The organism is Photobacterium kishitanii (assembly GCF_000613045.3).
Classification (GTDB): domain Bacteria; phylum Pseudomonadota; class Gammaproteobacteria; order Enterobacterales; family Vibrionaceae; genus Photobacterium; species Photobacterium kishitanii.
The window spans coordinates 2,479,875-2,500,477 of record NZ_LN794352.1 but is presented as its reverse complement, the minus strand read 5'-3'; the positions used below and the strand labels follow the sequence as shown (position 1 = coordinate 2,500,477).

At 42.1% G+C, this 20,603-nt stretch carries 21 protein-coding genes; all 21 read left to right on the top strand.

Annotated elements, in window-relative coordinates:
• The first annotated feature begins 26 nt into the window (after positions 1-26).
• A complete protein-coding gene (gene fliH / locus PPBDW_RS11705; protein WP_036795668.1) occupies positions 27-833 on the top strand; it encodes a flagellar assembly protein FliH in 807 nt (268 codons plus the stop codon).
• The gene (fliI, locus tag PPBDW_RS11700) at positions 830-2,146 is read left to right on the top strand and encodes a flagellar protein export ATPase FliI (protein WP_036795666.1); all 1,317 of its coding nucleotides are present in this window, start codon (positions 830-832) and stop codon (positions 2,144-2,146) included. The genes fliH and fliI overlap by 4 nt, the downstream gene beginning before the upstream one ends.
• Before the next feature lie 45 nt (positions 2,147-2,191).
• Positions 2,192-2,635 carry a flagellar export protein FliJ gene (fliJ, locus tag PPBDW_RS11695; RefSeq protein WP_036795665.1) on the top strand — a complete coding sequence of 148 codons (444 nt, stop codon included), beginning with the start codon at positions 2,192-2,194 and terminating at the stop codon, positions 2,633-2,635.
• A 130-nt stretch (positions 2,636-2,765) separates the two neighbouring features.
• Positions 2,766-4,136: a flagellar hook-length control protein FliK gene (locus tag PPBDW_RS11690; protein WP_054262067.1), complete on the top strand. Its 1,371-nt coding sequence runs from the start codon at positions 2,766-2,768 to the stop codon at positions 4,134-4,136.
• A 93-nt stretch (positions 4,137-4,229) separates the two neighbouring features.
• On the top strand, positions 4,230-4,709 hold the full coding sequence (fliL, locus tag PPBDW_RS11685; protein ID WP_036795664.1) for a flagellar basal body-associated protein FliL: 480 nt from the start codon (positions 4,230-4,232) through the stop codon (positions 4,707-4,709).
• A 7-nt stretch (positions 4,710-4,716) separates the two neighbouring features.
• Entirely contained in the window at positions 4,717-5,769 is a 1,053-nt protein-coding gene (fliM, locus tag PPBDW_RS11680; protein WP_036795662.1) for a flagellar motor switch protein FliM, read from the top strand.
• Positions 5,770-5,784: 15 nt separating this feature from the next.
• Positions 5,785-6,171, top strand: a complete 387-nt coding sequence (gene fliN, locus PPBDW_RS11675; protein ID WP_036795660.1) for a flagellar motor switch protein FliN — start codon at positions 5,785-5,787, stop codon at positions 6,169-6,171.
• Positions 6,172-6,180: 9 nt separating this feature from the next.
• The gene (fliO, locus tag PPBDW_RS11670) at positions 6,181-6,537 is read left to right on the top strand and encodes a flagellar biosynthetic protein FliO (protein ID WP_036795658.1); all 357 of its coding nucleotides are present in this window, start codon (positions 6,181-6,183) and stop codon (positions 6,535-6,537) included.
• Complete coding sequence (gene fliP / locus PPBDW_RS11665) at positions 6,524-7,363, top strand: flagellar type III secretion system pore protein FliP (protein ID WP_036795656.1); 840 nt, start codon at positions 6,524-6,526, stop codon at positions 7,361-7,363. The genes fliO and fliP overlap by 14 nt, the downstream gene beginning before the upstream one ends.
• 36 nt (positions 7,364-7,399) lie before the next feature.
• A complete protein-coding gene (fliQ, locus tag PPBDW_RS11660; RefSeq protein WP_036795654.1) occupies positions 7,400-7,669 on the top strand; it encodes a flagellar biosynthesis protein FliQ in 270 nt (89 codons plus the stop codon).
• A 58-nt stretch (positions 7,670-7,727) separates the two neighbouring features.
• Entirely contained in the window at positions 7,728-8,510 is a 783-nt protein-coding gene (fliR, locus tag PPBDW_RS11655; RefSeq protein ID WP_036795653.1) for a flagellar biosynthetic protein FliR, read from the top strand.
• Positions 8,511-8,571: 61 nt separating this feature from the next.
• Entirely contained in the window at positions 8,572-9,702 is a 1,131-nt protein-coding gene (flhB, locus tag PPBDW_RS11650) for a flagellar biosynthesis protein FlhB (RefSeq protein ID WP_036795652.1), read from the top strand.
• A gap of 159 nt (positions 9,703-9,861) precedes the next feature.
• Positions 9,862-11,958, top strand: a complete 2,097-nt coding sequence (gene flhA / locus PPBDW_RS11645; protein WP_036795650.1) for a flagellar biosynthesis protein FlhA — start codon at positions 9,862-9,864, stop codon at positions 11,956-11,958.
• A gap of 51 nt (positions 11,959-12,009) precedes the next feature.
• Positions 12,010-13,632: a flagellar biosynthesis GTPase FlhF gene (flhF, locus tag PPBDW_RS11640; RefSeq protein WP_036795648.1), complete on the top strand. Its 1,623-nt coding sequence runs from the start codon at positions 12,010-12,012 to the stop codon at positions 13,630-13,632.
• Positions 13,625-14,515, top strand: a complete 891-nt coding sequence (locus PPBDW_RS11635; RefSeq protein ID WP_036795646.1) for a MinD/ParA family protein — start codon at positions 13,625-13,627, stop codon at positions 14,513-14,515. Before flhF ends, PPBDW_RS11635 begins: the two co-directional genes overlap by 8 nt.
• Complete coding sequence (locus PPBDW_RS11630; protein WP_036795645.1) at positions 14,508-15,230, top strand: RNA polymerase sigma factor FliA; 723 nt, start codon at positions 14,508-14,510, stop codon at positions 15,228-15,230. The genes PPBDW_RS11635 and PPBDW_RS11630 overlap by 8 nt, the downstream gene beginning before the upstream one ends.
• A gap of 76 nt (positions 15,231-15,306) precedes the next feature.
• Entirely contained in the window at positions 15,307-15,678 is a 372-nt protein-coding gene (cheY, locus tag PPBDW_RS11625) for a chemotaxis response regulator CheY (RefSeq protein WP_036795644.1), read from the top strand.
• Between the two features lie 31 nt (positions 15,679-15,709).
• Entirely contained in the window at positions 15,710-16,429 is a 720-nt protein-coding gene (locus PPBDW_RS11620) for a protein phosphatase CheZ (protein WP_036795642.1), read from the top strand.
• An 8-nt stretch (positions 16,430-16,437) separates the two neighbouring features.
• Positions 16,438-18,546, top strand: coding sequence for a chemotaxis protein CheA (locus PPBDW_RS11615; protein WP_036795641.1), 2,109 nt, complete (start codon positions 16,438-16,440; stop codon positions 18,544-18,546).
• Positions 18,547-18,619: 73 nt separating this feature from the next.
• Positions 18,620-19,783, top strand: a complete 1,164-nt coding sequence (locus PPBDW_RS11610; protein WP_036795640.1) for a protein-glutamate methylesterase/protein-glutamine glutaminase — start codon at positions 18,620-18,622, stop codon at positions 19,781-19,783.
• Positions 19,784-19,793: 10 nt separating this feature from the next.
• Positions 19,794-20,570 carry a ParA family protein gene (locus PPBDW_RS11605; RefSeq protein ID WP_036795638.1) on the top strand — a complete coding sequence of 259 codons (777 nt, stop codon included), beginning with the start codon at positions 19,794-19,796 and terminating at the stop codon, positions 20,568-20,570.
• The last annotated feature ends 33 nt before the right edge of the window (positions 20,571-20,603 follow it).

The following is a 20,603-nucleotide window of genomic DNA, read 5'->3' as shown; positions in this document are numbered from 1 at the left end:
GTTGATGATGAGTGTGAAAATCTATTATGAGTAATGAGCGCCGCCGTGGTTTCATGCGAGTATCTGAACATCAAGCTCAAGAGCTTGAACGTTGGGCGTACCCAGATTACAGCAATGATGAGCATGAGTCTGAAAATGCCTTTAATTATGATCATCAGTATTATCTCGATCAGCAACAGCCGGAGCCCGAACCTGAGCCACCACCGCCACCATTAACGGCTGCAGAACTAGAAGCAATGCAGCAATCAGCCTATGACGAAGGGGTTGATCAAGGTCGCCAAGCAGGACATAGCGAAGGTTTTAGTCAAGGTCATGCGGAAGGGATCACTGCCGGACATGCAGAAGGGCTAGCCCAAGGACTCCAGCAAGGACTTGAACAAGCACAAGCACAAATTGATCAGCAAGTAGCATTGTTAACTGCTGTGATGGATAAATTTGCTGATCCAATCGCGCAGGTCGATGCCGACGTTGAGCAACAATTATTGTTATTAGTTAATGGTCTAACGAAGGCACTTATTCGTGTTGAGGTTAAAACTAACCCCCAAGTGTTACTTAACACGCTACGTGAAGTTGTCGCTACGCTACCGATTGTTGAGCGAGAGATCAAAATGCATTTGCATCCTGAAGACGTTGCATTAGTGAATGCCAGTTTTGATGATGCTGATTTACAGCAGCGTAAATGGTCATTAATTGCAGAGCCCAGTTTACAACGAGGCGATCTGCAATTGGAATGTGGTAGCTCAAGTGTCGATTATTTAATTGATGATCGTATTCAGCACTCATTAACGACCTTTAATGATCTCAATAGTAATTTACAAGAGCCAACGGTATGACGCTTGCGCAACGCTTAAGCCGTTATCAAACTGCTAATACTGCTTGTAAACCAGTGGCTTCTGGGCGTTTAGATCGCGTTGTCGGGCTAACTCTGGAAGCTATTGGCTGTCGAGCACCCGTCGGCAGTGTGTGTAAAGTCGAAACCCTTAATGGTGAACTAGAAGCGGAAGTGGTTGGCTTTGCTGGTGAAACGCTGTTTTTAATGCCAAGTGAGCAATTATTAGGGGTGATGCCTGGGGCGAAAGTGACTCCTATTTTACATAACAGTGGTATTCCCGTTGGTCCTGAATTATTGGGACGAGTGATTGATGGCATCGGTAATCCTCTCGATGGCTTAGGGCCCATTTTTACCGAGCAACGGGCTTCATTTACCTCTGCACCTATTAATCCCTTATCACGTAAACCGATTAAAGAACCGTTAGATGTTGGAATTAAAGCAATTAATGGCTTATTAACTGTCGGTAAAGGTCAGCGAATAGGTTTATTTGCAGGTTCTGGTGTTGGTAAATCGGTAACCTTAGGCATGATGACTCGCGGTACTAGCGCCCAAATTGTGGTTGTGGGATTAATTGGTGAGCGTGGACGAGAAGTAAAAGAGTTCATTGATGAAATTTTAGGAAAAGAAGGCCGTGAGCGAGCCGTTGTTATTGCTGCACCTGCGGATGCTTCGCCATTAATGCGTTTAAAGGGCTGCCAAACATCATTGACGATTGCGGAATATTTTCGCGATCAAGGATTTGATGTGTTGTTGCTAATGGATTCATTAACTCGTTTTGCTCAAGCACAACGTGAAATTGCGTTATCCGTTGGCGAGCCGCCAGCAACCAAAGGTTATCCCCCCTCTGTATTTGCTAAGTTACCTGCGCTCGTTGAACGTGCTGGTAATGGTAATGAAAATCAAGGTTCAATTACGGCTTTTTTCACCGTCCTAAGTGAAGGTGATGATCTGCAAGATCCTATTGCTGATGCCTCACGTGCGATCCTTGATGGACATATCGTACTATCGCGTGAAATGGCAGATGCCGGTCATTATCCTGCCATTGATGTAGAACGTTCTGTCAGCCGAGTAATGCCTGCGATTGTTAGTGATGAGCATATGCTGATGTCGAAAGCGGTACGTCAAATTTTATCTATTTGTCGTAAAAATCAAGATTTAGTCGCGATTGGTGCTTATAAGCCGGGTACTGATGCCACTATCGATCAAGCATTCAGTTTCAAACCCAAGTTAGACAGTTATTTGCAGCAAGAAATGAAAGAAGCAGTGCCCTATGAAATGTGCGTCAATATGTTGCGCTCAACATTAGGTGGCTAACAGTGCTCGAAGGTACGGTGCTCGAAGATATAAGGTCATTATAATATGCCATTGAGAACGTTTGAATTATTGATAGAACAAGCCCAACAACAAGAGCATCAAGCGAGTCTTGCTCTTAATCAAGCCCAACTAGAACAACAAAACTATTTACAACAATTAGCTCAAATTGAGCAGTACCGGTTAGATTATTGTCGTCAGCTTTCTGAGCGAGGACAGCAAGGGCTAACTGCCAGCCAATATAGTCATTTACAAAAATTTTTAACTCAACTTGATACTACCTTAGAGAAGCAAAAACAGGCTGGTGGCTATTTTGCCAATCAAATTGAACAATGCCGTCAGCACTGGCAAGCAATGCAGCAAAAAAAACGCGGTATCGAGTGGTTATTAGAAAAAAAACAGCGCGAACGGCAGCTTTTTTTAGATAGACAAGAACAAAAAATGATGGATGAATTTGTAACGTTACAATTTGCGCGTCGCCAGCAACGGTAGAAGTAAAAACTGGTTTGCTTTTTGCATTAACATAGAACATCAGTGTTGAATAAACGTTTTTTTGACGATTTATTTCAAACAGTTATTCATTTATCTGTCGTTTGTAGCGGCACGTATTAAAAGAGTTATTATGAATCTATTTAATGTGTCATCAATGCAAACGGCAAAGTTAGCAGGAGCATCTGCTGCAGCAGAGTCTGAAACCGTCGCTATAAGTGATAATGACTTTTCACAACAATATCAGCAAGCTATTGATGAAAACCAGCCGTTGCCAGTCGTTGATAGTGAGTTAACCGCGAGCATTGATGCTCCCGCAATCGATACTGAGATAATCAGTGCTGATCTCAATATTAATATCACTGATATTAGCAGCACCGATATTTCCTCTGAGCGATTAGTTAGCGATCCAATGGCAGCCACAGATGCAGTGGATAACACCTTAATCAATATCGATAATACGACTATTGTTGATGACGCGACTCAGTTAATGGCAGCTGGGAGTGCTTTCTTACAACAGTTAACCCAATCTAATCAGCAGCTTAACTCGGAAGTTAAAACGGATGCTAATGCCGTTAATACTAGCGGCAATAGCTTGCCTCTTTCTGCGCCGCTCATTACTGATGTTGTTTTAGTTGATGGTGTAAAAGTGCCGATTCAAGTATCGGCAACAGAGACTGATACAACAACAGTATCATTAGCCTCGACAGCATCATTAACTACGCCACTTACCAGTGCCACATTGGTATCACCAGCAGCAATGGTTGCTGATGGACAAAAATCTGACATGAATGTTGATGGTGGTGTCAATAATTTGCCACTACCAACAACCACAGCAATAACCGCTTCGACGTTAATAATGCCAACCCCAAATACGCCTCTAGGTGCGACAAAATTCGATGGTTCACTAGTGGATGATAGTCGTCTCAATTTGGGGGAAAGTGTCAATACTTATAATGATTCATTGGCTCAACAACTTTCTGGTTTAACTTCTACTAGTTCAGGGCTTAAGCCTGAGCAATCAGTCGTCATGACGAATGTGCAATCCCCATTACTACTCACGCGTGAACAGGCTGGTGAACAGGTACATGAGCGGATCAATATCATGATGGCAAAGAATCTTAAATTCGTTGATATTCGTTTAGATCCGCCTGAACTTGGAAAAATTCAAATTAAATTGACTCTCAACCAAGATCAAGCGTCAGTGCAATTTACTGTTAATAACCATCAAACGCGTGACATTGTTGAACAGGCCATGCCGCGCCTACGAGAGATGCTGCAACAGCAAGGACTGCAATTAGCGCAGAGTTCAGTACAACAAGAAACTAGCCAGCAATTTTCAGGACAACAAAGTAATAGTTCAGCACATTCACAGTCTGGTCAGCCCCCCTCGACAAAAGCAACGGCTGTAGAGGGACAATCTGTAGCAGAGAGTGATCAACTTGATCAACAAGCTAGTGTGTTTGTTACTGAGAATAAAGACCAAGTTGATTATTACGCTTAGCGTTTTTGGTCAGGCTTATAACGAACACTTACTTAATAAGGACAAACATGCAGCAATGTCATGTGGCAAGAAAACAGCAACCAAGGATCAATAATGGTAGGTGAAAATAGTAAAAAAATAACCATTATTAGTTTGGTGTGCGTGGTAATAGGTGTTGCGATAGCTGGCGTTTTTTGGTTTTTTTACTCAGCACCAACAGCGTCTCAAACAACGGCGGTGTCATCATCAGAGTCTCCTCAAGCGCCACTAAAAATGTCGTCGTATTACATCGTATTACCTGATCCATTTATTTTTAATGTGAGTGGTAAAGATCGTGATCGAGTGGTGCAAATAAAAGTGCAGCTCATGGTACGTGGTGAAGTCAATGAGGCATTAGCAAATAAACATGCGCCATTAATTGAAAGTGTGTTGTTACAAACTTTTGCAGCAACCACTGTTGAACAATTACGTCAGCCTCTCGGGCGTGAGCAATTACGTCAACAAGCGTTGACGACAGTACAAGCAACAATGAACAAGATGACTGATATGCCTGTGGTTGAACGGGTGTTATTTACTGGCTTTGTGATGCAATAGGTGCGCTGTGAGTGATTTATTAACCCAAGATGAAATTGATGCATTATTGCATGGGGTCGATGAGCCTGAAGATGAGGAGGATGGCGATCAAGGTTCCGGTATTACCGCCTTTGATTTTTCCTCACAAGATCGCATAGTCCGTGGACGGATGCCGACCCTGGAATTGATCAATGAGCGATTTGCCCGCCATATGCGGATCAGTTTATTTAATATGTTGCGAAAAACGGCTGAAGTGTCGATAAATGGCGTTCAAATGATTAAATTCGGTGAATATCAAAACACGCTTTATGTGCCAACTAGTTTAAATATGGTGCGCTTTAGACCACTAAAAGGTACAGCATTGATTACCATGGAAGCACGATTAGTGTTTATTTTGGTAGAGAATTTTTTTGGTGGTGACGGTCGTTTTCACGCCAAAATTGAAGGGCGAGAGTTTACTCCCACTGAGCGCCGTATTGTACAAATGTTACTTAAATTGGTGTTTGAAGATTACCGTGAAGCATGGTCACCCGTGATGTCGGTTGAGTTTGAATATATCGATTCTGAAGTGAACCCAACGATGGCCAATATTGTGAGTCCGACAGAAGTGATCGTGGTGAGTTCATTTCATATTGAGATCGATGGTGGTGGTGGCGATTTTCATGTGGTAATGCCGTATTCGATGGTTGAGCCAATCCGTGAATTACTCGATGCGGGGGGGCAAAGTGACAAGATGGACACTGATGTTCGTTGGAGTAAAGCTCTGCGTGATGAAATCATGGATGTGCCCGTGAATCTACGCGCTAAGTTATTGGATGTTGATATTTCATTACGTGACTTAATGGAGTTACAAGCTGGTGATGTTATTCCGATTACGATGCCAGAATCTGCGACAATTTTTGTCGAAGATCTACCAACATATCGCGCCAAAATGGGCCGTAGTGGCGATAATGTCGCGCTAAAAATTACCGATAAATTAAAACGTCCAGACATGGTGAAAACGGATTTGGCTTTCTTAGATCGTGAACTATTAAGCTCTACATTATTAGAGATGAATAGTGACAATGAAACGCACTCATAATTAGCAGGAATAATAATGTCTCAAAATGATCAACAAATGGCAGATGATTGGGCGGCAGCTTTAGCTGAACAAGAGGATCATGTTCAACCCGCACCATTAGAAGAGTTAACCGATGATACCGTGCCAATCTCAGATGATGAGCGCCGTAAATTGGATACCATCATGGATATTCCAGTGACCATTTCAATGGAAGTCGGTCGCACTCAAATTAGTATTCGTAATTTACTACAACTTAACCAAGGTTCGGTGGTTGAGCTTGATCGTATAGCCGGCGAATCATTAGATGTGATGGTTAATGGCACCTTGATTGCTCACGGTGAAGTCGTGGTGGTAAATGATAAGTTTGGTATTCGTTTAACTGATGTTATCAGTCAAACCGAACGCATTAAAAAATTACGTTAAGAGTCAGTGATGGATCAGTCAATGACATTAGGGCAAGCGCCCGATCTTAATTTAGCCACGACATTAGCGTCATTAGTACTCGTGATTGTGATTATTTTATTTTTAGCGTGGCTGCTGAAAAAAATGCGTCTGGTCGGCGTTCACAGTAATGATAATCGACTGACTATTGTTAAGCAGTTAACACTTGGACAACGGGAAAGAATCGCATTGATTCAAGTGGGCGATGAGCAATTGTTAGTCGGCATTACTCAGCATAATATTTCGTTGCTCAGTAAACTTGAACAGCCTTTAATCACGGAAGATGTGCCAGCTAAAGATTTTGCTTCTCAGCTGAGCCGGTTGATAATTACTAATGATAAAAAATAATCTTGCACTGGGTTTAAAAGTGGCATTGCTGGTGCTGTTTATCGGTAGTTGGAGCATTTCAATGCCAGTATCAGCAACAGAAACTATTACTCAAACAGCAATGACCGCGGAAAATAGTGCTGCACATTTAACGACTGGTGCGCGTAGTGGGGGCGGTATTCCCGCATTGTCTGTCACTATGAACCCAGATGGCAGCGAAGATTATTCAATCACGCTGCAAATATTAGCACTCATGACTGCATTGGGTTTTTTGCCTGCGGTGGTGATTCTAATGACATCCTTTACTCGCATAGTGGTAGTGATGTCGATTTTGCGGCAAGCGATGGGATTACAACAAACCCCCTCAAATCAGGTGATTATTGGGATCGCGATGTTTTTGACCTTTTTTGTGATGTCACCTGTCATCGATAAAATTAATGTCGATGCAGTACAACCCTATATCAATGAACAGATCAGTGCTCAGCAAGCATTAGCTAAAGCAGAAGCCCCGATGCGGCAGTTCATGTTGAAGCAAACGCGAGTGAAAGATCTGGAAACTTTTGTCAATATTTCAGGATCAACCGCAACCGATCCACAAACTGTGCCGCTAACGGTATTAGTACCAGCATTTATTACTTCAGAGCTTAAAACCGCGTTTCAGATTGGTTTTATGTTGTTTTTACCCTTTTTAATTATCGATTTAGTAGTGGCATCGGTATTAATGGCAATGGGTATGATGATGCTATCGCCGATGATTGTATCGTTGCCGTTTAAGTTGATGTTGTTTGTGCTGGTTGATGGTTGGAATTTAATTCTGTCTACGCTAGCAGCCAGTTTTGGAACCTAATAAAAAAGTGGCTTCAATGGAGAGGATAACCCAATAATGACCCCTGAAGCGTTTGTCGGTATTTTTCAAGAAGCGTTATACATGGTGTTAATTATGGTGTGCGCGATTGTCATTCCGGGCTTATTAATAGGCTTAGTGGTGGCAGTGTTTCAAGCCGCCACCTCGATTAACGAACAAACATTGAGTTTTTTACCACGCTTAGTTGTGACCTTATTAGCATTGATGTTTTTTGGCCATATGATGACGCGAATGTTGATGGATTATTTTTTTCGCATCATCGATCAAATTCCACAGTTGTTATATTAGGATGATTAATTGCATTGCTATCACAACCTAATATTCGCTTCATGAGTAACCATAGCTTATGCACTATACCTCGAGCGTGTTATTAGAGTGGATTGCCAATTATTTTTGGCCGTTCACTCGAATCTCTTCAATGATGATGGCAATGACCTTCTTTGGGGCGCGTTTTGTGTCACCCAAAATTCGGTTATATCTGGCGTTAGCAATCACTTTTACGGTGATGCCAATGTTACCCAAAGTACCGACGGATATTGCCTTACTGTCATTGGCTGGATTTATCGTTACTACCCAGCAAATCATTATTGGGGTTGCGATGGGATTAGTGACTCAGTTTATTACTCAGACATTTGTGCTGTTGGGGCAAATTATCGGTATGCAATCGAGTTTGGGTTTTGCCTCGATGGTGGATCCTGCTAATGGCCAAAACACGCCAGTGCTGGGGCAGTTTTATATGTTTTTGGCTATATTGCTTTTTTTGGCAACCGATGGTCATTTAACCATGCTTAATGTCGTCGTGTTAAGTTTTACAGCCTTGCCTGTCGGCAGCAGCATGTTGGTCGCGACAGATTATTACCAATTAGCTGGTTGGTTCGGGCATATATTTAAAGCTGGGGTTGATATGGCACTTACGGGTGTTATTGCATTATTAACCGTTAATCTCTCGTTTGGGGTTATGACGCGTGCGGCACCACAGTTAAATATTTTCGCGTTAGGATTTTCATTTGCGCTGTTACTTGGTTTAGCCATTAGTTGGTTTATTGTGCTAGGGATTGTGCCGCAGTATGAAGCGATTTGGCAAACAGGGTTAGATCAAGTCTGTAGCTTGGCAAGGCTTAACTGTTGAGTTTAATATCGTATTAACCATCACCATTTTTGTTGTATAACTTCACCATGGACGTACCAATATGTCGGATGCTGACGGTCAAGAACGTACCGAAGACGCCACCGCGCGAAAACGTGAGCAGGCGCGGGAAAAAGGTCAAGTACCGCGCTCAAGAGAATTAGCCTCCGTAGCAGTATTGGTGTCAGGTGCTGTGAGCTTAATGTGGTTTGGTGAAGGGCTTAGTATTGCGTTAGGTAAGGTCATGACGCGCATGTTCACTTTAAGCCGTGAAGAAGTGTTTGACGTACATTTATTGCTGACGGTAGTTTCTAATGCGGTATGGCAGGTTTTTTTGCCATTAGTACTGGTATTAGTGTTTCTCTTTACAGCAGCCTTAATCGGTGCTGCAGGCTTGGGGGGAATACGATTTTCTTCTGAAGCGGCGATGCCAAAATTATCTAAAATGAGTCCAATAAGTGGTCTTAAAAGGATGTTTGGTAGTCAAAGTTGGGTCGAATTAATTAAATCCATCCTCAAGGTTGGCTTGGTAGCAAGTGTGGCTGGGTATTTAATTTATTCAAGTTTGGATGATTTTTTTCAACTCAGTATTGAAACCTTTCCGGCTAATTATTTTCACGCCTTGGATATTCTACTTAACTTTGTGTTATTGATTTGTTGTTCGTTGTTGGTTGTGGTGGCGATCGATGTGCCTTATCAAATTTGGCATTTTAGCGATCAATTAAAAATGACCAAGCAAGAAATTAAAGATGAATATAAAGATTCTGAAGGTAAGCCTGAAGTAAAAGGTCGTATTCGTATGCTGCAGCGTGAAATGGCACAACGACGAATGATGGCGGATGTACCACAAGCTGATGTAGTGATCACTAACCCTGAACACTATTCAGTGGCATTACGTTATGATCCTAAACTTGACGCAGCCCCAGTTGTTATTGCTAAAGGTGGCGATCACTTAGCACTAAAAATTCGCGAAATTGCCAATAAACACAATATTGATATTGTGCCTGCTGCGCCATTAGCGCGTGCGATTTATTATACTACCGAGCTAGAGCAGCAAGTACCTGACGGCTTGTTTGTTGCAGTAGCACAAGTGTTAGCTTATGTTTTTCAATTAAAAGCCTACCGTCGCGGTAAAGGTCAAAAACCCATTTTATCAGCCGCAGCAACAGATATTCCCCAAGAATTACGTCATTAATAACGCGATATAGGAAGCATAATTTTGCCGTCAAAATAATGGCAGAATTATGCGGCACGATACTTGCTATAAGCGATTGTATCTGTGAAGGATTATGGTGAATTATTCGTTAATAAGTGCCGCCTTCATATCAATAAATCGTGATTTGATGATAATAGAATGAAGCTTTCAATTCCTTTTGCTGCGCGACTACCTTTAGCTCGTTTACAAAATATGCCTGCAATAGGTGCACCTGTGATGGTGCTAGCAACCTTGGCGATGATTATTTTGCCAATACCGCCACTCATGTTGGATATGGTATTTACCTTTAATATTGCGCTGGCACTAGTGGTGTTGTTAGTCACTGTTTACACCCGTCGTCCTCTTGATTTTGCTGCCTTTCCAACGGTATTGCTTATCGCGACCTTATTACGGTTAGCGCTTAACGTTGCTTCAACTCGAATAGTGTTACTGCATGGTCATGAAGGGCCAGAGGCCGCCGGTCAAGTGATTCATGCTTTTGGCGCCGTTGTTATTGGTGGTAATTATGCTGTCGGTTTGGTGGTATTTATTATTCTAATGATTATTAACTTTATGGTAGTAACCAAAGGTGCTGGTCGTATATCTGAAGTTAGTGCTCGCTTTACTCTTGATGCTTTACCCGGTAAGCAAATGGCAATTGATGCTGATTTAAATGCAGGCTTAATTGATCAAGAACAAGCCCGTACTCGTCGTTTTGAAGTGACCAAAGAAGCTGATTTTTACGGTTCGATGGATGGTGCCTCTAAGTTTGTTAAAGGGGATGCGATAGCCGGTATTCTGATTTTATTTCTTAATATTATCGGTGGCTTAATCATCGGTATGACACAACATGATTTAGCTTTTGTTGAAGCGCTGGAAATATATAGCCTGCTGACTATTGGTGATGGGCTCGTCGCGCAGATACCGTCGTTATTATTGTCTATTGGTGCTGCAATGCTGGTTACTCGTCAAAATACTGACGAGGATATGGGCCAGCAAATGTATTTCCAAATGTTTAATAATCCTCAAGCTTTGATTATTACAGGCGCAATTTTATTTGTGATGGGTATTGTTCCTGGTATGCCCCATGTGCCGTTTTTATTTTTGGCGGCCATTATTGGCGGGGTTGCTTATTGGCGTTACAAAAAAGATCAGACTGCTGCGTTAGTGACCAAAGAACCGCAAACTCACGATATGGCGCCGATTCAACCAATGAAAGAGTTGTCATGGGATGATGTTCAACCTGTCGATACCATTGGACTTGAAGTAGGCTATCGACTGATTTCGATGGTTGATAAAGACCAAGGCGGTGAACTGTTAGAGCGAGTAAAAGGGGTACGTAAAAAACTTTCGCAAGATTTTGGCTTCCTCGTCCCTCCGGTACATATTCGCGATAATTTGGAGTTACCACCGAACAGTTATCGTATCAGTTTAATGGGAGTGACCTGCGGTGAAGCAAATATTCATCCGAATATGGATTTAGCTATTAACCCTGGGCAAGTGTTTGGCAGTATTGATGGAGAACGAACCCTTGATCCTGCGTTTGGCTTAGAGGCGGTATGGATTCAAGTATCACAACGTGAACATGCTCAAGCTTTAGGTTATACCGTGGTTGATTCTGCTACCGTCCTCGCGACTCATTTAAGTCAATTGTTGACTAACCATGCCGCCCAGCTATTAGGCCATGAAGAAGTTCAAAATTTACTTGAAATGCTTGGGCAATCAACCCCGAAATTGGTAGATGGTTTTGTCCCTGATCAATTACCACTTGGCGCGGTGGTGAAAGTGATGCAGAACTTACTCAATGAAGCGATTCCATTACGGGATATTCGAACGATTGTTCAGACCTTGTCTGAGTACTCAACCAAGAGTCAAGATCCTGACATTTTAACTGCCGCTGCACGTATTGGCTTAAAACGTTTAATTTGTCAGGAAATCAATGGAATAGACGCAGAATTACCCGTCATAACCTTAGTGCCTGAGTTGGAACAAATATTGCATCAGACAATGCAATCTGCTGGGGGGGAGTCATCAGGGATTGAACCTGGGTTAGCTGAGCGTCTACAACGATCATTAACAGAAGCGACCCAGCAACAAGAATTAAAAGGCGAGCCTGCAGTATTATTAACATCCGGTGTTTTACGTTCCACTTTGGCAAAATTTGTCAAAAATACCATTCCAACCTTGAGAGTGCTTTCTTATCAAGAAGTACCAGATGAAAAACAAATTCGTATTGTTAATGCGGTTGGCCATTAATGGTGTTGAAACTGAATACTAATTTAAGCGCTTGCGGATAGGGAATTAAGTTTGAAAATTAAACGATTTTTTGCCAAGGATATGAGAACGGCACTTAGCGAAGTCAAAGAAGAACTTGGCCCTGATGCAGTGATTATGTCAAATAAAAAAGTGTCTGGCGGTGTTGAAATTGTTGCTGCTGTCGACACTGATGCCAGTCCAGTGTTAGCGAAGACTAATCATGCTGTCCGTGATGAATTAGAGCATGGCTTAGGGCAAGCGCGACGTAAACTTGCTGATGATAAAGTCAATGTTACTCCGTCAGTATCTAAACAGTTTGCGAGTGTATTGCAAAATTATGCAGCAACAACTGAAACCCCTGACAATATGGCATCTGTTGATTCATTAACAGCATTATTGCAACGTCAATCTAAGCATCAAGATCAGCAGCAATCACAATCGAATCGTGCAACTGAGCTTAACCGAGATCAAGCTCGACAACATTATTATCACAGTGATAACCATGAACAACATCGCCAACAGCATGGTATTGATCGTCAACAGTCATCGTCACGAACGAAGCAAGGTCGTCGTTATGATGAGCATTCACAAGATCTTAATGTGGGCGATTATAACCGTCCATCATCAAAACAATACGAACGTGAAGTGAGTGTAGGTCGCAATGATTATGGCACCGCCTCACATAAACCTCGCTTAGATCCTAGCCGTTATGAAGTGAAAGGCGCTCGAAAAGATGATGAATTAGACGCTATGCGCGCTGAAATAACCTCTATTCGACGTTTATTAGAGCATCAATTATCAGGGTTAATGTGGCAGGAAGTTGAACGCCAAGAGCCGATGCGGGCGATGATGATTAAACGGCTTGAAAAGATGGGATTGTCTGATCAATTAGCCGATCAATTAGCGTGTTATATTCCAGAAGATTTACCGACTAACGAAGCATGGCCTGCGTTACTGGATCTATTATCAGATCAATTACTTACCACTAACGATTGTATTTTAGAAACCGGTGGCGTGGTGGCGCTACTTGGGCCGACTGGCGTCGGTAAAACAACCACGATCGCTAAACTTGCAGCTCGAGCGGCAATGGAGTTTGGCCCTAATCAAATCGCACTGATTACCACTGATAATTATCGTATTGGTGCCCATGAGCAACTTGCTACTTATGGCCGAATTATGGGATGCCCAGTAAGAGTGGCTAAAGATGCGCAGGAACTGGCCGATATACTACATCAGTTACGTCATCGTCGTGTAGTGTTACTTGATACCGCAGGTATGGGTCAGCGTGATATTCGTTTATCCGAGCAATTAGATACATTGATGCAAAACAGTGGCGCCAAAATACGTAGCTATTTAGTGATGCCAGCAACTTCACAGCGGCGAGTGCTTGAAGAGACGATTGAACATTTTCGTCGTATTCCATTATCTGGGTGTGTGTTGACCAAACTTGATGAATCGTTAAGTTTGGGCGAAATAATTAGTGTCGCTATTCAGAGTGCTCTACCGATTGCCTATTTAACTGATGGTCAACGGGTTCCTGAAGACTTGAAAGTAGCAACTGGAAATTACCTAGTTTCGCGTGCCAATGAGTTGTTAGAGCTAGAGCTTTCACAACAATCTCATGTCTGGTCTAGTGATAGTTCAGATAACAATGCGGCCGATTTTTATGACTGAGAACATCATGTACGATCAAGCGAGTGGTTTACGTCGAATGACCCAATTAACCTCGACGAAAGTCATTACGGTTACTGGCGGTAAAGGGGGCGTAGGCAAAACCAATGTCACTCTTAATATGGCAATTTCAATGGCTCGTCAAGGCAAGCGCGTTATGGTGCTTGATGCTGATCTTGGGTTAGCAAATGTCGATGTGATGCTCGGTTTACGTGCAGGGCGTAACCTGTCGCATGTGCTGGCTGGGTTATGCGAACTTGAAGATATTATTATCGAAGGGCCTTACGGCGTAAAAATTATTCCGTCGGCTTCTGGTACGCAAAATATGGCAGAATTAACCCCAGCCCAACATGCCGGTTTGATTCGAGCTTTCGGTAATTTGCAGCATGAGCTTGATTTTTTTATTGTCGATACTGCGGCTGGTATTTCTGACATGGTGCTGAGTTTTGCTCGTGCCGCTCAAGACATCATTATTGTGGTGTGTGATGAGCCGACATCGATCACAGATGCGTATGCATTAATGAAAATTTTGAGTCGTGAGTATGATATTCAACGATTTAAGATTGTTGCCAACATGGTTCGTAGTTATCGTGAAGGACGTGATTTATTTATTAAATTAACTCGAGTAACCGAGCGTTTTCTTGATGCCAACCTTGAACTTGCTGCGTGTATACCGCTTGATGATAATGTTCGCCAAGCGGTTAAACGCCAAAAAATTGTGATCGAGGCATTTCCACATAGTCCTGCGGCGCTAGCATTGAATTCATTAGCATCAAAGGCGATGACATGGCCTGTTCCTCATCATCCTGGTGGGCATTTAGAGTTTTTTGTTGAACGATTGTTGGTGCATAAACCACGAGCCATGGAGGCCTCTATTCGTGAATAAGACGTTAACTTATAGCCGTTATCAACAAAGCCCACAGGCATTTATTGAACGTTACTCAACCTTGGTAAAGCGGATAGCACACCACTTAATGGCACGTTTGCCACCCAGTGTATTAGTCGAAGATTTGATTCAATCTGGCATGATTGGCTTGTTAGAAGCACAGCAAAATTATGATCCAACGAAAGGCGCTAGTTTTGAGACCTTTGCGGGTATTCGTATTCGAGGTGCAATGTTAGATGATATTCGCCGTGGTGATTGGGTGCCGCGATCAGTCTATAAAAATAGTCGTCGTATTAGTGATGCGATTTCACAACTTGAACATAGTCTTGGCCGAGATCCGACCGACAGTGAAATATCACAACTGCTTGAGATGCCATTAGAGCAGTATTATCAGGTGTTAAACGATGTTAATTGTGGCCGCATTGTCGGTATTGCTGATCTCGCTGGTGGCGAGGAAACGATGACTAATGACGATGATGTTAATCAAAACTTGCCATTTCAAGGGGTTGTTGATGACAGTTTTCGTCATAGCTTAGCAGCAGCGATTAAAACCTTGCCAGAGCGGGAAGCGTTGGTGCTATCACTGTATTACGACGAAGAAATGAATTTAAAAGAAATAGGTGCCGTTATTGGGGTGAGCGAATCGCGTATTTGTCAGATTCATAGCCAAGCTATGCAACGCTTACGGGCTAAGTTACAAGCTTGGGTCGCGTGATTTCAATAATAACAGTCATTATTTTATAACTTACAACAACACAGGTTTTGCTGTGGAGGCAATTTTGAATACTAATATGAAAATTCTTATTGTTGATGACTTTTCAACAATGCGCCGTATCGTTAAAAACTTACTGCGAGATTTAGGGTTTAACAATACTGTCGAAGCTGATGATGGCGTAACTGCATTGCCATTATTAAAGCGCGGTGATTTTGATTTTGTGGTGACGGATTGGAATATGCCTGGTATGCAAGGTATTGATTTATTACGCCACATTCGCGCTGATGAGCAATTAAAACATTTACCTGTCTTGATGATTACCGCAGAAGCTAAGCGTGAACAAATTATTGAAGCTGCTCAAGCCGGCGTGAATGGCTACATTGTAAAACCTTTTAATGCAGCAACATTGAAAGAAAAACTCGCGAAGATTTTTGAACGGTTACAGTAGTTATTGTGTTTTGGCATAGGAAAATATAACCATGATTTCATTAGAGCAAGCACAGCAATTAGTGATGTTGCTTGAGCAAGGACAGCAGCAACAAGCTAATACTTTAGTGCAAACTTTAGTTGAACATCATCATGCGCCTATGTACGAAGAAGTGGGAAAAATGACTCGGCAGTTGCATGATTGTTTGGTGAGTTTTCGAAATGATACGCGTTGGAATGATTTAGCTAAAACGGATATTCCAGATGCACGCGATAGTTTATCTTATGTCATTGATAAAACAGAAGCAGCCGCTAATCGTACCATGGATGCTGTTGAAATAACTTTGCCTATTGCCGAACAATTACAGCAAACATTACATAACCTTCAGCCTCAATGGCAGCGATTAATGGTCGGCCAAATTGCTTTAGCTGATTTTAAACAGCTTTGTCATGATATTAATGGCTTATTACTCCAAATTGATCAAGATAGTTCGCTGTTACGTGAGCATTTAACTGATATTTTAATGGCACAAGATTTTCAAGATCTTACCGGTCAAGTTATACGACGGGTGATCACCTTAGTGCTTGAAGTTGAACAGCGGATGCTTGATATTTTACAAGCATTTGATAGCGAACAAGCGTCACTTTCTAGTGTAAAAACACCGCCGTCAGCGGTTACTGCCGAAGGGCCGATTATAAATCCCCAGCAACGTAAAGATGCACTTTCATCACAAACTGATGTTGATGATTTACTTTCAAGTCTTGGATTTTAGAGGAATTTATGAGTTTTGATTTAGATGAAGATATCCTACAAGACTTTTTGATTGAAGCTGGGGAAATTCTTGAATTATTGTCTGAGCAATTGGTTGAACTTGAACGAAGCCCAGACGATGGTGAATTGTTAAATGCAATCTTTCGTGGTTTCCATACCGTAAAAGGTGGGGCTGGTTTTTTATCATTGTCTGAGTTGGTTGATGCCTGCCATGGCGCTGAAAATGTGTTTGATCTATTACGAACAGGTAAGCGTAAAGTGACATCAGAACTGATGGATGTCATTTTAGAAGCGCTTGATTGTATTAATGTTATGTTTGCTCAAGTACAGGCACATCAGCCATTGATAAAAGCCGAACAAACGTTATTGGATCAATTACACCATTACAGTTTGCCACCAACGGCAATTGAAGCGACGACGGCTAAGGTTGAGTCTCTTCCTGTCACATCCATAAGTAGTGCGATTAGTGCTGATTCTGTTGATGATATTACTCAAGATGAGTTTGATCGGCTATTAGATGAATTACACGGTGTTGGTAACTCACCCTCTGCGCCATTACCAACATCGAAGGTTGATAATGTTGTTGGTAATGTCGAAAGTAGTGACATTACTGATGATGAATTTGAACGCTTATTGGATGAGCTACATGGCAGTGGCAATGCTCCAGGTACAGCCGTTAACACTGGTATAACGACGTTAATAACTGAAGATGAAAATCTGGAGGTTGTTAATGATGACTTAATGACAGATGACGAGTTTGAAAATCTGTTAGATGAATTACATGGTATTGGTCGCGCGCCTTTGGTTGAGACAACCCCTGTTGTTGATCTTTCATCAAGTGCAGTATCGGCTGCCGTTAATCCCCATTTAGCGACCAATAATATTGTGGCTGAGCCTACAAATACCTCTTCAATACCTACCAATAAAGATAAACCTAAACCTCAAGCTGAAACCACTGTCCGTGTAGATACTTCAACACTCGATATCATTATGAATATGGTTGGTGAATTAGTTTTAGTACGTAATCGTCTAGTTAGTTTAGGGTTAAATACCACTGATGAAGAAATGTCAAAAGCAGTCTCAACACTTGATGTGGTGACCGCGGATCTTCAAGGTGCGGTAATGAAAACACGCATGCAGCCGATTAAAAAAGTATTTGGTCGTTTCCCTCGCGTAGTGCGTGATTTAGCCCGTAGTCTTAATAAAGAAATCGTGTTGGAGATGGTGGGTGAGGACACTGATCTTGATAAAAATTTAGTCGAAGCACTTGCTGATCCATTAGTGCACTTAGTCCGTAACTCGGTTGATCATGGTATTGAAATGCCAACGGTGCGCGAGCAAGCGGGTAAATCAGCCGTTGGTAAAGTGTTGTTATCAGCCTCACAAGAAGGCGATCATATCCGTTTAACCATTGAAGATGATGGCGGCGGTATGGATGCTAATAAGTTGCGTCAAATAGCGATTGATCGCGGCATGATGGATCATGATGCCGCTTCACGTTTAAGCGATAATGATGCCTATAATCTGATTTTTTCGCCTGGATTTTCAACCAAAAAAGAGATTTCGGATATTTCAGGACGCGGTGTTGGTATGGATGTAGTGAAAACTAGCATTAACCAACTTAATGGTTCGATAGTGATTGATTCCGTGCTAGGTAAAGGGACGCGAATTGATATTAAAGTACCATTAACGTTAGCGATCTTACCGACATTGATGGTTGGTGTAGCGCAGCAACCGTTCGCTTTACCTTTGGCAAGTGTTAATGAAATATTCCATTTAGATCTCACTAAAACCCATACCGTAGATGGTCAACTGACCATTATTGTACGCGAAAAAGCGATTCCGTTATTTTACTTGCAAGATTGGTTGTCAAAAAAATCATCAGTGAACAAACAGCAATATAACAATTATGGTCATGTCGTTATTGTACAAACAGGACATCAGCGGGTCGGATTTGTGGTCGATAGTCTGATAGGCCAAGAAGAAGTAGTGATTAAGCCGTTAGATAAGTTGTTAAAAGGTACACCAGGCATGGCAGGGGCAACCATTACTAGTGATGGTCATATCGCACTTATTTTAGATGTGCCGAACCTGTTAAATCATTATGTAAGACGTTAATAACTAGCAATAATGACCGTTAATTGTGAGTGCTTAGGCTGGTGATATTGTTTAAGTAAAGGAATGAAAACAAATGGCAATAAAGGTGTTAGTTGTTGATGATTCAAGTTTTTTTCGTCGTCGTGTTAGTGAAATAATTAATTCTGATCCTCGATTAACCGTCGTTGGTAATGCCACTAATGGTAAAGAAGCGTGTGAGTTGGTCAAAGTTTTACAACCCGATGTCATTACCATGGACATTGAAATGCCAGTAATGGATGGCATCACTGCAGTGCGTGAAATCATGAAAATTGCGCCCACACCTATTTTGATGTTTTCTTCTTTAACTCAAGATGGCGCCAAAGCAACCTTAGATGCGTTAGATGCTGGCGCTTTAGATTTTTTGCCGAAAAAATTTGAAGATATTGCGCGTAACCGTGATGAAGCTGTCGATTTATTACAAAAACGGGTCGCAGAGTTGGCCGGGAAACGTTTTTATTTACGGCGTAATAATGGTTCATCTGCGGCGATAAAGTCGCTATCTACGCCGCCTGTTCGTAGTACTGCGGCAACGATGACTGAAACGAGAGTTTTACCTGCTGCAACTGCAAGCTGTGGGCGTACAATGACAGAACATGCCACAATATCTAGAATGCCATTACGTTTTCGAGCATCAGGTAAAAAATATCAATTGGTGGCGATTGGAACCTCAACCGGTGGGCCGGTTGCTTTACAAAAAATCCTGACTCAATTGCCAGCTAATTTTCCTTATCCGATTATCTTAGTGCAACATATGCCAATGACATTTACTGCTGCATTTGCTGCACGATTAAATAATTTGTGCGGTATAGAAGTAAAAGAAGCTCAAGATGGCGATATACTACGCGCTGGTGTGGCTTATTTAGCCCCAGGTGGACAGCAGATGATGGTCGATGGACGCGCAGCGGGAGCACGACTACGTATTATCGATGGTGGCGATAGGATGAATTATAAGCCTTGCGTTGATGTGAGTTTTGGATCTGCGGCCAAAGTGTTTAATGAGCGGGTGTTGTCAATCGTACTGACAGGTATGGGAGCCGATGGCCGCGAAGGCGCACGAATGCTAAAAGCTAATGGTTCTACCGTTTGGGCACAAGATGAAGATAGCTGTGTGGTATATGGTATGCCACAAGCAGTTGCTAAAGCGGGCATTTCTAGTCATGATCTTCCCCTTGACCGCATTGCGGAATGTATTTTAATTGAATTGGGTTTGTCGTGAGGAGTTAAAGGTGGTTGTTTGGAGTATTGCAAACCAAAAAGGTGGAGTAGGGAAAACGACCACTACCATAGCATTAGCAGGATTATTAAGTGAACAAAACCAGCGGGTATTAGTGGTTGATACCGATCCTCATGGATCATTAACAACTTATTTAAATTTTGATGCTGATTATGTGCCTGCGAGTTTGTTTGATTTATTTCAATTACCACACATTGATTATGATGGCGTAAGAGAATTAATTTTAAGTACCACATTCAGCCATATTGATATTATTCCCGCCCATATGTCATTAGCGACCTTAGATCGCTCTATGGGTAACCGCAGTGGTATGGGATTAGTATTAAAAAAAGCATTAAACGCTGTTGCCGCAGACTATGACTATGTATTGATTGATTGCCCACCGATTCTAGGGGTTATGATGGTTAACGCGCTGGCTGCTAGTGATCGTATTTTGATTCCAGTACAAACTGAGTTTTTAGCCATGAAAGGCCTAGAACGAATGTTACGTACATTGCAGATTATGCAGCGTTCTAAACCAGGTGGCTTTGATGTCACTATTGTGCCGACAATGTATGACAAGCGTACTCGAGCATCATTGCAAACATTACAAGATTTAAAAACCCGTTATCCAGATCAAGTGTGGACATCTGCTATCCCGATTGATACTAAATTTCGAGATGCGAGTATTAAGCATATGCCGCCATCATTGTATGCCCATAATTGTCGCGGTGTGTTCGCTTACAAAACGTTATTGAGTCATTTAACAAGGTTGGCGCACAATGAATAATAAGCGTTTAACTAGTGAACAAGCATTGGATGA